The sequence below is a fragment of the Chryseobacterium sp. HR92 genome (assembly GCF_045689405.1).
GTDB classification, from domain to species: Bacteria; Bacteroidota; Bacteroidia; order Flavobacteriales; family Weeksellaceae; genus Chryseobacterium; species Chryseobacterium viscerum_A.
The window spans coordinates 5123453-5141828 of the sequence record NZ_CP139139.1; the positions used below are offsets into that span (position 1 = coordinate 5123453).

1 protein-coding gene (only partly in view) is annotated in these 18376 nt (G+C 38.1%); it reads right to left on the bottom strand.

The window, feature by feature from the left end; genetic code table 11:
* A protein-coding gene (locus tag SFA27_RS23155) for a non-ribosomal peptide synthase/polyketide synthase (RefSeq protein WP_407295229.1) crosses the window boundary here: on the bottom strand, positions 1-18059 show its start. It extends 26110 nt beyond the left edge of the window; 18059 of the gene's 44169 nt are visible here — the first part of the coding sequence; the start codon lies at positions 18057-18059; its stop codon lies off the left edge, out of view.
* Positions 18060-18376 lie beyond the last annotated feature (317 nt).

Below are 18376 nucleotides of genomic sequence, written 5' to 3' on the forward strand. Positions count from 1 at the left end.
AAAGTATTGACAAAGAACCCGATAATGTCTTCCAATCCCGGATGGTGACGGTTCGCAATAGGGCTTCCTACCACAATATCATCCTGTCCGGAATAGGCAGAAAGCATCAGATAATATCCTCCTAAAAGGATGCTGAATAAGCTTACACCAAGATCTTTTGACAGTTCTCTCAGCTTTTGGCTTTGCTCTTCACTGATATGGAAATAAATGCTGTCTCCGTCATAAGACATTTGAGCCGGTCTCTTGAAATCTGATGGCAGATCAAGGTTCTGGAAGCCACTAAGTTTATTTTTCCAATAATTAACCTGAGTATTAAGGCGTTCCCCCGTCAGATAATTTCGCTGCCACAAAGCAAAGTCTTTATACTGCACTTTTAAAGCCGGAAGATTATAGGCTTTTTCTTCTTTGATGGCCTCATACATGTGAATGACTTCTTTCAGGAATATCCCTGCCGACCATCCGTCAAATGCAATATGGTGAATGACAACAGACAGATAATAATCATTTTCAAGCTTGAAAATATGAATATTTACAGGCAGTTCCTGTTCCAGATTGAAGATTTTATTGGCGATATGACTTGCTTTTTCTTCCAGCTCAGCCATTGTTTTTACTTCCTGCTGATGGATTACAGGGATATCATCTACCACGGATTGCCAGCCTAAGCCATCATCGGTCATACGGATCACGGAGCGAAGGACTTCATGACGCATTACAACGGCATCCAAAGCTTTACATAATGCCTGAAGATCGGTTTTCGCATCCAGACGGAAAACCATCGGGATGTTATAGGCACTGCTTCCGCCTTCATAATTTTCGATGAACCAAAGTCTTTCCTGGGCAAAGGATAATCTCTGCTCTTCCGGAGAATCTACCGTGACAGGAGTAATGACAATCTGTTCTGCAGTATTATTTTCATCTGCCAATATATGAGAAAGTGAAGCAATGGTTTTATGACTGAAAACAGCTGCTACAGCAATTTGTACTCCCAAAACCTGTCTGATCTTACTGATCAGTTTAATGGCCATGATACTGTTTCCTCCCAATCTGAAGAAATCTTCATGAGTACTGATTGTTTCAGATGGAATACCTAAAACTTCACCATAAACTTCAGTTAATTTTTTCTGAAGATCAGTCTCAGGCGCTGTATATTCTTTTCCACCGGTAAATTCCGGTTCTGGCAAAGCTCTTCTATCCAGTTTACCATTGATTGTCAGAGGTAAAGAGTTCAGATGAACAAATACTGCCGGGATCATATATTCCGGCAATGAAGCTGATAAATGGTCTGAAAGCACATCAGAATCTATCACTGACTCAGACACATAATATCCTGCAAGATATTTCAATCCTGCCTGGTTTTCTTTAGCTAAGACTACAGTTTGTTTGATTTCAGGATATTGCTGCAGTGTATTTTCAATTTCTCCTAACTCGATTCTGTGTCCTCTTATTTTAACCTGGAAATCATTTCTTCCGATGTATTCCAATTCTCCATTAGCAAGCCAACGTACTAAATCTCCGGTTTTATACAAACGGTTATTTTCACCTCTTTCTTTTTGTTCCCGAGTCTGGAAAGGGTTTGCGATGAAAAGTTCTTCAGTAAGCTCCGGTCTGTTCAGATATCCTCTGGCAATTCCTGCTCCGCTGATGTACAACTCTCCTACTGCTCCTTCCGGAACGAGACGAAGATGCTGATCCAGCACATAAACACTCATGTTGTCTATAGGACCACCAATGTTTAATGGATTATAATCTTCTTTGTAATAGTGCAAGGTAGAACATACGGTTCCTTCTGTCGGACCATACTCGTTAATCAGGATAATATCATCAATATTCTGATCTAAAGCCGGGAAGCTTTCACCTCCTGCGAAAATCAACTGTAAGCTTGTTCCGTTCTCCACAATTTCTCTTAACAAAACTGGTGGAATAAAGGAAACTTCTATTTTATTTTCATTGATATACTCATTTAGTTCTCCTACTGAAGTTCTGAGATCATTGCTATATAACCATAAGGTATTCCCGTTACAAAGCACGGGGAACGCGTCATAAACAAAGGCATCAAAAACATAATTTGAATAGCAGCCTACTTCTTTATATTCTTCAAGTCGGTGAGCCTTTATCATTGATCCAATGAGGTTTATCACTCCTCGATGTTCAATCATTACCCCTTTTGGCAGTCCCGTTGTTCCGCTGGTGTAAATGACATAGGCCAGATCAGTAGATTTTGTACTGGTTACAGGATTATTAGAATCAGCTGTTTCAAGTAAAGCTTTAAAACTAACCTCATCCAATGTGATTACATTTGAATGTTCTGTTTTATCAGCCGTATTTTCTTCTGCCACTACAATTTTCGCTCCAGTATCTTTCAGAATATGACGGATTCTGTCTGCAGGATAGGAAGGATCCATCGGTACATAAGCAGCACCAACTTTTAATACCGCCAGAATGGCAATCAGCAAGTTTTCTGAACGCTCAAGGCATAAGGGAATCAAATCATCAGGCTGAAGGTCATAGGCTTCTATAAGATGGTTTGCCAAGCGGTTGGCTTTTTCGTTCAATTCTTTGTAAGACAACTTAACATTCTGGTATACCAACGCTGTTTGATGTGGTGTTTTTTCAACCTGCTGTTCAAACAGCTCATGAATAGTCATTTCTGATGGATATTCTTTACGGGCAGCATTCCAGTTTTCAGTGATCTTTTTATAATTTTCCTGCGGAACTAGATCTAATTCGGAAAGCTGTGTTGTTTCATATTCATCAGTTTCTGCGATCTGATTCAGCAAAAACAAGTAAGAATCAATCATATTCTGAATTGTTTCCCTAGAAAATACTGCTTTGGCATAATTGAACATTCCATGGATATTTTCTCCATTGTCATCAATCATGGTGGTCAGATCAAACTTTGCTACCTGATAGCCTAATTGTCCGTCAAACGGATAAAATATAGCCTCATTATTTTGGATAAGTACTGTTTCATTCTGTAATCCGAACATCACCTGGAAAACCGGATGTCTTGAAGTATCCTGTTCTATTCCCAGTTCGTCTACCAGCTTCTCAAACGGAAGATCCTGATGAGATTGTGCATCTGTAACGGACTTTGATACCTGAAGAATAAAATCTTTAAGGCTTTGTTTCGGGTCTATTTTTTCTCTTAATGCAAGTGTATTGACAAAGAATCCTATAATATCTTCCAAGCCGGCATGGTGTCGGTTTGCAATCGGGCTACCCACCACAATATCATCTTGCCCTGAATAGGCAGATAACATCAGATAATAACCTCCCAGCATCACACTGTACAGACTTACTCCTAGATCTTTGGATAGATTTCTGAGTTTTTCTCCCTGTTTGGTAGTCAGGTTGAAGTATACGTTTTCTCCTTCATACGATATTTGCAAAGGTCTTCGGAAGTCTGTAGGAAGATCAAGGTTCTGGAAGTCTTCCAGCTGGTTTTTCCAATAACTGATCTGCTGCTCCATCCGGCTTCCTGTAAGGTAATTTCTTTGCCATAAAGCGAAGTCCTTATACTGGATTTTTAAGACTGAAAGCTCCGAGGTTTCCCCTTTAATCAGGTTGTTATAAATAGTTTGTACCTCATTTAGAAATATATCAGCAGACCATCCGTCAAAAGCAATATGGTGAATGACAATAGATACATAATGCTGATTTTCAAATGTAAAGAGCTCTATGTGTACCGGAATTTCTTCATCCAGGCTGAATATCTTATTGGCGCATTGATTGATATGCTGATCAAGTTCTTCTCTGGTGTGTACTTCTGTGGTTTTAATTTCAGGAAGCAAGTCTGTAACTACCTGATATCCTACTCCTTCTTCTGTGGTTCTGATAACTGAACGAAGTACTTCATGACGTTTTACAACGGCTTTTAAAGCTGTACATAAAGCCTCAATATCTGTTTTATCATCCAGAACAGCCGCCATTGGAATGTTGTAGGCATTGCTTCCTTTTTCATAAGCTTCTATAAACCAAAGTCTTTCCTGAGCAAAGGATAATCTCTGTTCTTCCGGAGTATTTACTTCAACATGCTGTATGCTTATCTGTTCAGTAGGATTATTGTCATCCATCAGGACTTTTTCCAGGGCCACAACTGTTTTATTGCTGAATATTTTAGTAACATTTACCTGCAAATCTATGTTTTGTTTGATCTTACTGATAAGCTTGATCGCCATAATACTGTTTCCTCCTAATCTGAAGAAATCATCATGAATGCTGATATTCTCAGCAGATAGTCCCAGTACTTCTCCATAGATTTCTACAAGTTTTTTCTGAAGTTCACTTTGAGGGGCTGTATATTCTTTATTTATGGTAAATTCAGGTTCAGGAAGCTGTTTTCTGTCAAGTTTACCATTGATTGTCAGTGGTAATGTTGTTAAATGCACAAATGCAGCAGGAACCATGTATTCAGGAAGTGTTTCTGACATAAATTCTGAAATCAGATGGGTGTCTATACTTCCATCAGCAATATAGTAGCCGACAAGATATTTCAGTCCTGCATTGTTTTCTTTCACAAGAACTGTTCCCTGGCGGATTTCCGGATACTGAAGCAATCTGTTTTCAATTTCTCCTAATTCTATACGGAATCCTCTTATTTTTACCTGGAAGTCATTTCTTCCGATATAATCAATATTTCCGTCCGGAAGCCAGCGTACAAGGTCTCCAGTTTTATAAATTCTGCTGTTTTCAACTCTGCTTTTCTGTTCTTCTGTCTGGAATGGATTACTGATGAAACGTTCTTCTGTAAGCTCCGGTCTGTTCAGATACCCACGAGCCACCCCAACTCCTCCGATATAAAGCTCTCCTACAGCGCCTACAGGAACGGGACGGTAAAACTGATCCAGAACGTATACACTTGTATTATTAAGCGGACGTCCAATGCAGTTGATCTCACGATTGGTATTGACAAGGGACGTAATGGTAACTTCTGTAGGCCCATAAGAGTTAACAAACAGGAAGTTTCCATTTTTCAATTTGCTATGCAGATCTGCCGGTAAAGCCTCTCCTCCGGAGTCTAATGTCCGCACACTTTCTACTGTTGTAACATCTATATTTTGCAGTACGGAAGGGGTAAAAGGCAGATAGGTTACTTTATAATCCTTTAATTTCCTGATATATTCCTCTTCATTCAGCATCTCCTGATTGTCTATGAACAGCAATTGACATCCATTCAATAAGCCTAAGAAAATCTGCTCTACGGAGGCATCAAATACATAGTTGGCAAACTGAAGAATGATTTCGGATTCATTCAGGTCGTAACGGGCATAAAGGTCGCTAACCAGGTTTATCACCCCTGTATGCTCTATCATTACTCCTTTAGGCATCCCTGTTGTTCCACTGGTATAGATCACATAAGCCAGATCGTCTGCCTGAGTTTGAGTAACGGGATTTTCAATACTTCTGTTTTCAAGCTTTTTTATCAGTTTTTCATCATCTAATAACAGAATTTCTGCTTTTTCTGAGTGAATTTCATTGAATTTTGCCTCAACACTATTTTGGGTAATAACTATTTTTGCCTGTGTATCCTGAAGAATATGCTCCATTCTATCGGTTGGATAGGTTGGATCCATCGGAACGTAAGCTGCTCCTGATTTTAATACAGCTAAAATAGCAATCAGCATATTTTCTGAACGTTCCAGGCATAGAGGAACAAGATCATCCGGCTGAAGATCATAATGGTTGTTCAGATAGTTGGCAAGGTGGTTTGCACGTTCATTAAGCTCTTTATAGGATAAAGTTACATCCTGATATACCAAAGCTATACGATCCGGTGTTTTAGCTGCCTGAGCTTCAAACATGCTTTGGATCGTTTTACCTGTTGGGAATTCAGTCCAGGTATTGTTCCAGTCTATTGTTATTTTTTCCTGATCTTCTAAGGTGATATAAGACAGATCTTCAGAGGCCATTTCAGGTTTTTCCAACAACTGATTCAGCGTCGTTTGCATGCCTTTAAGCAGCTGATTCATCATCTTTCTCCCGAACAGATATCCTTCATAACTTACCACAAGAGAAACCTTCTCATCCCGTTCAAAAGCTGTTACTCCAAGCGGATAATCCAATCTTTCTACTGCATCCCTGAATACAAAACCTAGATCGTTGTTATTTTCTCCCTGAGGAACAGGATAGTTTTCATAGACAAATAAACTGCTGAAAATTCTGCGCCCATCACGTTGAAGACTTGCCAGGTTAACATCACTATGGCCATTAAGCTCACTGATATTCTCCTGAATCTTTACTATATGGTCTTTTATTTTACCTTCTTCATGGTTAACAATCAATGGCAGCGTATTGATATAAAGTCCTGCAGAAGATTCTATTCCGTTAATAGGAAGGTTTCTTCCGGATACAGTAGTTCCTACGACAGTCACTTCAGAATTACTATAAATCTTCAGCTGGTTATGCCATAAATACTGCAGAACAGCATTTACAGTAAAGCCATTTGTTTGGGTAAATTCTTTTAATTGTTGATACTGCTCTCCTTCTATCAAAAGTTCTACATCCTGATGATCTTTGATATGTTTATAAATACCCAGATCTGTATGTCTTTGACTTTCTTTCAATAAATTAGTCAGATCCTCCTGATCTTCAACCTGATCCATATAGCTTTTCCAGAAGCTTCTGCTGAGTTCTTTATTTTGCTGCAGGTATTTTTGGGTATCTGTATACGCTGTATCTGCAATAAGTTCAGGCTGATGATTTTTGTTCAGTTGAAGATATGATTCATGAACGCTGTTCAGAATAACAGGCAAGCTCCATCCATCCAGAATCGCATGATGGTTGCTAAGCAAGCAGCTGTAATGGCTTTCTCCTCGTTTGAAAAGGTAAACTCTGAATAGATTGCCTTTGGATAAATCATAAACCTCAAAGCGGTCTTTTTGTGTTATTTTTTCAATCAGACCATTCTGAGCTTCTTCATTGATCCCGCTGATATCCTGATATCTCCAATCCAGATTTCCTTTTTTATCAATAACCTGAACGATTTCTCCATTCCAGTTAAATCTTATTCTGAGTGCGGGATAGCGTTCCTGTGTCAGTTCCCATGATTTTTTGAGTTTTTCAGCGTTGATTTCGGCAAAATAATCCCAGATTAATTGTACACGGTAAGCATCATCTGTTTCCCCTTGATTTAAAGCATGATATACAAACCCTTCCTGTAAACTGTTGGCCAAATAAACTCCTTCAATTTCTCCTTCCTTCTGAATGTCTGCAAGCTGAGCTTCTTCAACTCTATAATCTACATCAGATGGAGTCAGGAAGTTTCTGTTTGTTTGGGAAAGCTGATGAACAACTTCCTCTATTTTTGTTTTAAAAGATTCTGAGAACAAACTTATCTGATCATCTTTCAGATAACCCGCAACCTTAAACTGAAGTTTACCGTCTATTACAGCACCATTGATACTGATATAGTAAGTGTCTTTGTTTTTATTCCCAATACTTAAACCGCTGTCTTCTGCAGCAATAAACCAGCTTTTTTCTCCGGTTTCCTGATCCAGCTGTCCCAGGTAATTGAAACTGATTTTAGGCAATTCATGTTCTGTATAGCCCATCAAGCTACCGTAACCAATTCCGTTGTGAGGAATGCTTCTGAGTGTTTCTTTAGTCTCCACTACAGTATTTGCCCAATCATCACCTTTCTTTAAAAGCACCGGATACATAGAAGTAAACCAACCTACTGTTTCCGTAATATCAAGATGACTGAATATTTCTTCACGGCCATGACTTTCCAAAACAACGGAATGATTTTCATGTCCTGTTAATTCTGAAAGTGAAAGAGATAATGCAGAAAGCAGCACATCATTGATCTGCGTATTGTAAACATGGTGAATACCTCTGATTAACTTTTGGGTTGTTTCTTCGGATATAATCAATTGATTCTCCTGGTAATTTTCACTTATGAAATTTTCCAGATTTCTATTATTCTCTTCAACTGTTTCTGCAATAGTGTTCCAAAACAATAGCTCCTGTTCCTGAGATTCTGATCTGTACGTTTTTACAGCTTCTGCCCACTGACGGTAGCTGGTTCCTTTGATATGGGATGCAAGGGATTTTGTATCTCCTTTTTCAAGGGATTGATAAATGTTTTTTAAATCTTCGGTGATAATTCTCCAGCTTACAGCATCAATAATCAGGTGATGAAATGCAAAATAAACCCTTGCACTACTATCCTGATAACCATCAATATATCCGACATTATATAACGCACCCCTTTCAATATTAAAATGAGACTGCCAATGGGTAAAAATCGTTGATAATTCTTCCTGATTCAAACCAGAAATATTGAGATAATTGACTGAAGGAGTTTTTATTTCTCCATACTCCTGAATGTATTCTCCCTCTTGAATGTGGTACTGAAGTCTGAGGGCATCATGCCTTTCTATCAGATATTTCACAGATTGTTCCAGCAGTTCTTTATCAAGTTTTGGAACATTAATGAGGAATGCCTGATTCCAATGATTGAAATCTTCCAGATATCCTGATTCTATCTGATGGAAAAACCATTCCTGGATGGGTAAAAATGGAACTTCCCCCTGCAACAATCCTTGTTCCGCTACAATATGAGTTTCCTCTTCAGTCTTTTTATTTTCTATCAGTAAGGCCAGAGAAGCTGTAGTACGGGCAGCAAAGACTTCTTTAACACTCAATCTCACTTCCAATTGCTGGCGGATTCTTCCTACCAACTGAATGCTGATGATACTATCTCCTCCCAGTCTGAAAAAGTCATCATGAATGCTGATGCTATCTGAAGAAAGGCCTAAAACCTCACCATAAATCTGACATAATTTTTTCTGCAACTCTGTTTCCGGAGGTGTATATTCTTTATTTCCTGTAAAATCGGGTTCAGGTAATGCTCCTCTGTCTAATTTTCCATTGACTGTTAATGGTAAAGAAGTTAAATGAACAAATACTCCCGGAACCATATATTCTGGTAATGATTCGGATAAATATTCTGAAAGACGTACTGAATCTATAGGATTTTCAGAGACATAATAACCTGCAAGATATTTTAACCCTCCTTTGTTTTCCTTAGCTAATACAGCTGACTGACGGATTCCAGGGTAGGTTAACAGCTTATTTTCAATCTCACCTAATTCAATTCTATAACCACGGATCTTTACCTGGAAATCATTTCTTCCGATATATTCCAGCTCGCCATTCGGCAGCCAGCGTACAAGGTCTCCTGTTTTATACAGACGTTCATTTTCTCCTTTTGTTTTCTGATCTAAAGTCTGGAAAGGATTGGCTATAAAACGTTCTTCTGTAAGTTCGGGTCTGTTCAGATACCCTCTTGCAATTCCAGCTCCTCCAATGTATAATTCTCCCACTGCTCCTACCGGAACCGGTCTTACATGTTGATCTAGAACATAAACACTCACATTTCCGATCGGGCCTCCGATATTTAATGGATTTTCATCCTCGTTGTAGTGGTGTAAAGTTGCACATACGGTACTTTCTGTAGGTCCATAAGCATTAACCAGGTCTATTCCATGCTCTTTATACAGGGCCATTACCTGTGGATTTGTGATGTCACCGGCAACCAAAAGTGTTTTCAACGGAAGAATGTATTCTTTGGTTAGTAAAACCGGAGGAATCGTAGCAATACTTATATTATTTTCTTTAATATACTGCTGTAATCCAACAAGATCCGCCTGTGTTTCTTTATTCAGAAGATGTACAGATTGTCCATGCACAAGAGCCGGATAAAGCTCAGCTACATGGGCATCAAATACATAGTTCGCATACCAAAGACAATTTTTCTGCTGAATGCACTGATCTGATAGAAATCCATATTCTTTTGCGTGCTGCTGTATCAGATTGGCCACTCCTTTATGCTCTATCAGTACGCCTTTAGGCATTCCGGTTGTTCCACTAGTGTAAATGACATAGGCTAAATTATTAGTCTTAACATTGGTAACAGGGTTGTTAATATCAAAGGTTTCAAGTGCTGCTTGAAAGACAACCTCATCCAAAGCAATAACATCAACAGCATTGTTTTTCAACTGTTTCATTGTACTTTCCTGACCTAAAATAAGCCTTGCTTTCGTATCCTGAAGAATATGTTCAATTCTTTCTGATGGATAGGAAGGATCCATTGGAACATAAGCGGCTCCGGCTTTTAATACAGCCATCATAGCCATCAGCATATTTTCGGAGCGTTCCAAGCATAAAGGAATTAAATCATCCGGCTGCAGATTGTAAGTACTAATTAAATAATTCGCTAAACGGTTTGATCTTTTATTCAGTTCCTGATAAGACCATTCAATATTCTGATACACTAAAGCTGTAGCATCGGGTGTTTTTACCACCTGATTTTCAAACAATTGCTGTATTGTTTTATCAGAAGCATAGTCAGAAATCGTTTCATTCCACCCTTCTGTGATTTGACTGTAATTTGAATCTTCCAGAAGACGGAATTCGTTGATTTTTATCTTTTTATCACTGTTCTCTCCTATTGCAGCCAACTGATTAAGAAGCAGAAGATAAGTACCCTGCATTCTCAAAACCGTTTCTTTTTTGAAAAGAGAGGTTGCATAGTTGAATATTCCCCTGATCGTTTCTTCTCCGTCATCAATCATAGTGGTCAGATCAAACTTAGCTGCCTGATAGTTGACTTCATGGTGCAGAGGAGTAAACACAGCTTCATGATCTGCATTCATTCCAAAGCTTTGAACTCCGAACACTACCTGGAAAACCGGGTGTTTTGAAGTGTCCTGCTCTATATCCAGTTCATCCACTAGTTTTTCAAATGGAAGTTCCTGATAAGATTGGGCATCTGTTACTGATTTTGAAATCTGAAGAATAAAATCTTTAAGATCCTGTTCTGCATTGATCTTCTCTCTCAGCGCCAATGTATTCACAAAGAAACCGATCATATCTTCAAGACCTTCATGATGACGGTTGGCAATAGGGCTTCCTACGACAATATCATCCTGGCCTGAATAAGCCGAAAGCATCAAATAATATCCTCCTAACATCACACTGTACAAACTCACTCCCCATTCTCTGGAAAGTTTTCTCAATCCAGAACCTACTTCCAGGGAAAGACTGAAATGGGCTGTAGCACCGTCATAAGAGATGTTAGCTGGCCTTTTGAAATCTAAAGGAAGGCTAAGAGCTTCAAAGTCTTCAAGATTGTTTTTCCAATAACTGATCTGCTTCTCTAAGGTTTCACCCGTAAGATGGTTTCTCTGCCATAAAGCAAAGTCTTTGTATTGAATTTTTAATTCCGGAAGCTGAGGATATCCCCCTTTAACAAGAGCATTGTATACTGTTTGTATTTCTTTTAAAAACAGATCCGCAGACCATCCGTCAAATGCAATGTGATGAATTACAACAGACAGATAATGATTTTCTTCCCACCTGAAAACAGTAGTTTCTACCGGAATTTCTTCTTCCAGACGGAATACTTTATGGGCACATTGATCTATTTTTTTCTCCAGTTCCTCTTTGGTTCCAACTTCTCTATACTTGAATTCAGGGATAAGATCTGTAACAACCTGATAACCGATTCCACTTTCTGCAGTCCGGATTACGGAACGAAGCACTTCATGTCGCATTACAACCGTCTCTAATGATCTCTGAAGAACATCCAACGGTATTTCTTTGTTTAATCTGAAGGCCATTGGAACATTATAGGCATTACTTCCACCTTCAAAGTTTTCAATAAACCAAAGTCTTTCCTGAGCAAAAGATAGCAGCTGTTCTTCCGGAGAAGATACTTTTATCGGAACAATATTTTCCTGATACCCTGCATCAACCTTGCTGCCAATGACATGAGACAGAGAGGCTACTGTTTTATGAGTAAAGACAACCGCTACTCCTATTGATACATTCAAAGCTTTTTTGATACTGCTGATCAATCTTATGGCCATGATACTGTTTCCTCCAAGACGGAAGAAATCATCATGAATTCCAATGACTGAAGTGTTCAGACCAAGAACGTCTGCATAAACCTGACATAGCTTTTTCTGTAATTCGTTTTCAGGGGCTGTATATTCACTGCTTATCGTAAATTCCGGTTCAGGGAGTTGCTTTCTATCTAATTTCCCATTAATGGTCAATGGAAGCTTCTCAAGATGTACATACACACTCGGAATCATATGTTCCGGCAAGGTTTCTGCCAGAAATTCTGAAATTTCATGAGATTCTATCGCAGCATCAGATACATAATATCCAACAAGATATTTCATTCCTGCTTTATTGGTTTTAGCAAGAACTACCGACTGGCGAATTACCGGATTTTGCTGCAACTTGTTTTCAATTTCCCCAAGCTCAATTCTATAGCCGCGGATCTTTACCTGGAAGTCATTTCTTCCGATATATTCCAACTCTCCATCGGCATGATATTTTACTAAGTCTCCTGTTTTATAAAGTTTTCCGTTCTTACTGTATACTTTCTGTTCTTCTGTTTGAAAAGGATTCAGAATAAAGCGTTCTGAAGTCAGCTCGGGTCTGTTAAGATAGCCTCGTGCAATTCCAACTCCTCCAAGGTAAAGTTCTCCAACAGCTCCTACGGGAACCGGGCGATGAAGACCATCCAGTACATACACTGAAGTATTTTCTACGGCATGTCCGATCAAATGGACATCACCATGCTCTACTTTTTTGTAAGTTGCATAAATTGTAGCTTCTGTAGGTCCATAAAGGTTATAAAGGCTTGTATATTCTGACCAGTACTTTCCGGTTTCATAATCACATGGTTCACCAGCATACAGTAATCCTTTCAGGTCAGGATATTCAATACGAGGAAGAACAGATAACATTACCGGAGGCAGATACGCATATGCTATCTGATGATCAAGTAAATATCTGCTTATTGAATCTGCATCTTTTTTAATGGTTTCATCTAAGATATGCAGTTCATTTCCGTACAATAGAGTATTAAAAAATTCTGATACCGATACATCAAATACATAAGGAGTAAACGCTGTTATCTTCTCATTCTCACTGAAACCATAGGCATCTCTGATCTGAGTCACTACATTTACCACATTTCTGTGCTCAATCATTACCCCTTTAGGCATTCCCGTTGTTCCACTGGTATAGATCACATAAGCCAGCTTATCTGAATTATTTTCAGTCTCAGGGTTCTCTGCATTGCTTTTTTCAATGACATCCCGGAAAGAAACGTCATCCAATGAGATAATGTTCTTGGTAAGGTCTATATTCTGGATTTTTTCTGATATTTTTTCCTGAGTAAGAATAATTTCTGCATTCGTATCATCCAAAATATGTCTTATTCTGTCTGCCGGATAAGACGGATCCATAGGAACGTAGGCTGCTCCGGTTTTTAAAACAGCAAGAATAGCAATAATCATATCTTCAGACCGCTCCAAAAATAAAGGAACCATATCTTCGGCCTGAAGATTATAGGTTTCAATAAGAAAATGGGCAAGACGGTTTGCTCTCACATTCAACTCTTGATAAGATAATCGAATATTCTGATATACTAATGCTGTACGATCCGGATTTTTTTGTACCTGATCTTCAAATAATCTGTGAATAGTATACGTTTCAGGGCAGCTTTCTGATGTATTCTGATCTACTATGATCTTTTTATGCTCTTCTTTTGTCATAAAAGAAAGACCATTGATCTTACTGCTTTCTTCTTTTTTATTTCTGAGATCAACAAGCTGTTCAAGAAGCAGTACATAAGTATCCTTCATACGCAAAATCGTATCTCTGTTGAAAAGTGATGCTGCATAGTTGAATATTCCCCGTATTTCTTCTCCATGATCATCAATCATCATGGTTAAATCGAACTTTGCCGTTTGATAATTGATATTACCGTCAAAAGGAAGAAGAATCGCTTCATCTGTATGGGCAGAATAAATTCCTTCTTCAAAGTTCTGAAGTCCAAACATAACCTGGAAAATCGGATGGCGGGACATATCCTGATCTATTTTCAACTCTTCTACCAGCTTTTCAAAAGGAAGATCCTGATGAGATTGTGCCTCCATTACGGATTGGGAAACCTGTAAAATAAAGTCTTTAAGCTCCTGATTGGGATCAATTTTCTCTCTTAGAGCCAATGTATTAACAAAGAGACCGATGATATTTTCAAGACCTGCATGATGACGGTTGGCAACAGGGCTTCCAACAATAATGTCATCCTGACCTGAATAAGCGGACAACATCAGTGAATAACCACTAAGCATCACACTGTATAAACTTACTCCCAGCTCTTTTGAAAGCTCTCTCAGGTTTGTCACAAGATCGGCTGGCAAGTTAAAATATTCCGTTGCTCCTTCGTAAGAGGTTTGTGCCGGCCTTTTAAAATCCAATGGAAGATCAAGCGTCTGAAATTCATTAAGTTTATCTTTCCAGTAAATAATCTGCTGATCAAGTGTATCTCCTTTAAGATAGTTTCTCTGCCATAATGCAAAGTCTTTATATTGAATATTTAAAACTGGAAGTTCCGGTGTTTTTCCTTCTGCAAGGCAGTGATAAATACTGTTAATTTCTTTGATAAAAATATCTGTAGACCATCCATCAAAAGCGATGTGGTGAACTACAACGGATACATATTTCTGATCTTTCAACCTGAAAAGGACTACATTCAATGGAAGTTCCTCCTCTAAATTAAAAATTTTATTATTGGCATTATTGATCTCCTCATCAAGCTCTTCTCTCGTTTGAACCTCTTTTACAGAAAGCTGAATATTCTGGTCTGTAACTACCTGATATCCTATTCCCTCTTCCGTAGAACGGATCATACTGCGCAAGACTTCATGACGCTGAATCAGCATTTCAAAAGACTGCTGAAGAAATTCTGTCTGAACATGGGTTCCAAGCTTAAATACCATTGGAATATTGTAAACATTACTCCCTTCTTCAAATTTTTCAATAAACCAAAGTCTTTCCTGAGCAAAGGATAATCGTTGATCTTCCTCTGAAGTCACTTCTAAAGGGACAATTTTCTCTTGTTTATCAATATTATTTTCTCCGCTTAAAACCTCAGCTAAAGAAACAATGGTTTTGTGGCTAAACACCATGGATACATTAGCCTGCAGCTTCAGTTCGTACTGTATTTTGCTGATCAGCTTTATTGCCATGATACTGTTTCCTCCCAAACGGAAGAAATCATCATAGATACTGATGGTTTCACTATTCAATCCAAGTATTTCACCATAGATCTGACATAGTCTTTCCTGCAGTTCATTCTGGGGAGCCGTATATTCTCTGTTTCCTGTAAATTCAGGCTCTGGAAGCTGTTTTCTGTCTAGTTTTCCGTTAACAGTGAGCGGAAGTTCCGTCAGTTGTACAAAAGCTCCGGGAATCATATATTCCGGAAGGGATTCCGAAAGGAAGACAGTCAGTTCTTCAATATTTAATTCTTCATCAGAAACATAATACCCTGCCAGATACTTCATTCCGGTTTTGTTTTCTTTCACCAGAACTACAGATTGTTTTACTCCCGGAAACTGGTGAAGTTTATTTTCTATTTCTTCCAGCTCAATCCTGTATCCCCGGATTTTTACCTGGAAGTCATTACGTCCGATATATTCGATATTCCCATCAGGAAGCCAGCGTACAAGGTCTCCGGTTTTGTAAAGTCTTTCATTTTCACCCTGAAAAGGATTCTTTATGAAACGCTCGGTTGTCAAATCCGGGCGGTTCAGGTAACCTCTTGCAATGCCCGCTCCACCAAGGTAAAGCTCACCTACTGCTCCTAAAGGAACAGGCTGAAAATCATTATCCAGAATATAAGCCTTTGTATTACCTACAGGACGCCCGATAAGATGTACATCTCCATGCTGTATCTGTTTGTAAACAGCATAAATAGTAGCTTCTGTAGGCCCATACAGATTATAAAGTTTCGTATACTCTGACCAGTATTTTCCTGTTTCATAGTCACAGGGTTCACCAGCATAAAGTAACCCTTTTAAGGATGGATATTCTATGCGTGGTAATACAGATAGCATTACCGGTGGAAGGTAGGCATAAGCTATTTGATTATCAATTAAATAACGGCTTATTAAATCTGCATCTTTTTTGATATTTTCTCCCAGTATATGCAGTTCGTTTCCATACAATAAAGCATTGAAAAATTCTGATACGGATACATCAAAAACATAGGAAGTGTATGCTGTGATTTTTTCTCCTTTGCTATAGCCATAAGCATCCTGTACCTGATTCACCAGATTTATTACATTCCTATGTTCTATCATTACCCCTTTAGGCAGTCCCGTGGTTCCGCTGGTATAGATTACGTAAGCCAGATTATCCGGATTAACCTGTATAGAAAGGTTGTCAGGATTCATACCTTCCAATATATTTTGAAAAGCATAATCATCCAGCGCGATTATATCTGAAATAGCAGTCTGTACCTTATCTATTGCGGAATTCTGGGTCAGTATTATTTTTGCCCGGGTGTCCTGAAGAATATGTTCAATTCTGTCTGAAGGGTATGACGGATCTATTGGTACATATGCTGCTCCAGATTTTAATACCGCGAGAATGGCAATCAGCATATTTTCAGAACGCTCCAAACATAATGGAATCAAGTCATCAGGCTGAAGATCATATGTTTTAACAAGATAATTCGCCAGGCGGTTTGATCGTTCATTGAGTTCACGATAAGAAAGTTTAGTTGCATGATATACCAATGCCGTTTGATCCGGTGTTCTTTCTACCTGCTCTTCAAATAACTGATGAATGGTTTTATCCGAAGGATTATCTGAATCTGTATCATTCCAATCATGAATAATCGTTTGGAAGGTTTCTGTATCTAAAAGTTTATAATTACTTATTGAGTTCCCAGGATTTCCTTCCAGAAGTTCATCAAGGATTTCAACAAATAATCGTTGATAGATTTTAGTAAAATTGAATATCAACTCTGTGCTAAGATCCTGATTGGCATACCGAACCTTATAATTAAGCTGTCCGTTTCGTACTTCCTGTTCAAATGATAATTTACCCACCAGATCGACATTCAGATCACTGTTGATAATCACATCACTTGTTCCTTCATAATGAATCACCACGTCTTTAAGACTGGTTTGTACAAATCCATATTCTAAAATATCTGATGTAGGAGCATAGCTGATCAACTCTTCAACTGGAAGGTATCGTGCTTTGCTTATTTTTAATTGATTGGTGTATTCTATATTCTGATCAATCAGGTCCTGAAGAGAAGTGTCTTTATTGAATCGGTATCCTTTTAAAACCGTATTAATATGAGCTCCAAAGATAAAATCCTGGCCTTCTGTAATTCCAACCGGATAATTAATCACAAGATTATCTACTCCTGAAATTTTATGCAGTAAGACAGCTAATACCAATTGCCCGTATGTATAAGGCGTAAGTTTGTATTTTGATGTTAATTGTCTTACGTTAGAAAATATAGATTCGGAAATACTAAAACGAAGCTCACTTACCGGGTTTTTCGGAAGTGCTTTATTTTTTTCAGATGCTGATTCTAAAGGTCTGGTCTTTAAAAATTTAAAACCAATATTCTCTACCTCATTCAGATTGGTTTTCCAGAAATTTGACATTTCTGATTTTCCTTTTGCTAAAGTATCTTCAAGCTGGATTCTTAAATTGTCATATAGTTTTGTCTGTTCAGTAATGTTGATTGGGTTTTCATAGACAGGATCGTTGTAATATGTACTCAGTTCTGTATAGATACTGTTAGCACTCAGCCCATCCACTAGAATATGTGAAAAGATATGGATAATCCTATAGCCTCCGTTATCTAACTGAATTGCATAAAATCTGGCTAACTGCTCTTTTTCCAGATCAAAAGGTTGTAATGCAAAATCCAGTATTTCTTCAAGGCCAAGTTCCCGAGGAATAAATGTTAATATCTGATCATTTTCTGAAAGTAAAGGCCTACGTTTCCAGAACAGCTCCCCGGATTTGGAGATCACATTACTGTTTACCAACAATTGATTATTAACAAATCTTATCAGGCTTATATTCAGTCTTTGGATATCTATAGATCCAGCCATAGACTGGTCAAATATAATATTATAATCACTTCGGGAAGGATTAAGCATCCATTCATTAAAAAAAATTGACTGGTATGGGGTCAGCTTCATAGGAAATGCTTCCATAGGATAAAGAGATATTAGGTAGGTTAGATTTAAGTCGTTTTTTCACCATTTTAATTATTCTTAATGTCTTCATTTAAATACTTCCGGACCCAAGCAATTTTGGTAAAATCTTGAAAATATTGAATTTATGAGAGTGAAATAATTGTAATAGGTTTACTGAGATTCTCTTACTTAAGTAAAAGAACATTAAGCTTTGTTTAGTTTAAATGTGTTTATCATGATTTTAATCAGAATATAGTATTGAATACATAATATGGTCTGACAGAGGGAGTTTATTTTTATTAATGGTATTAGATTCAGTAATTACTGATAGCCAC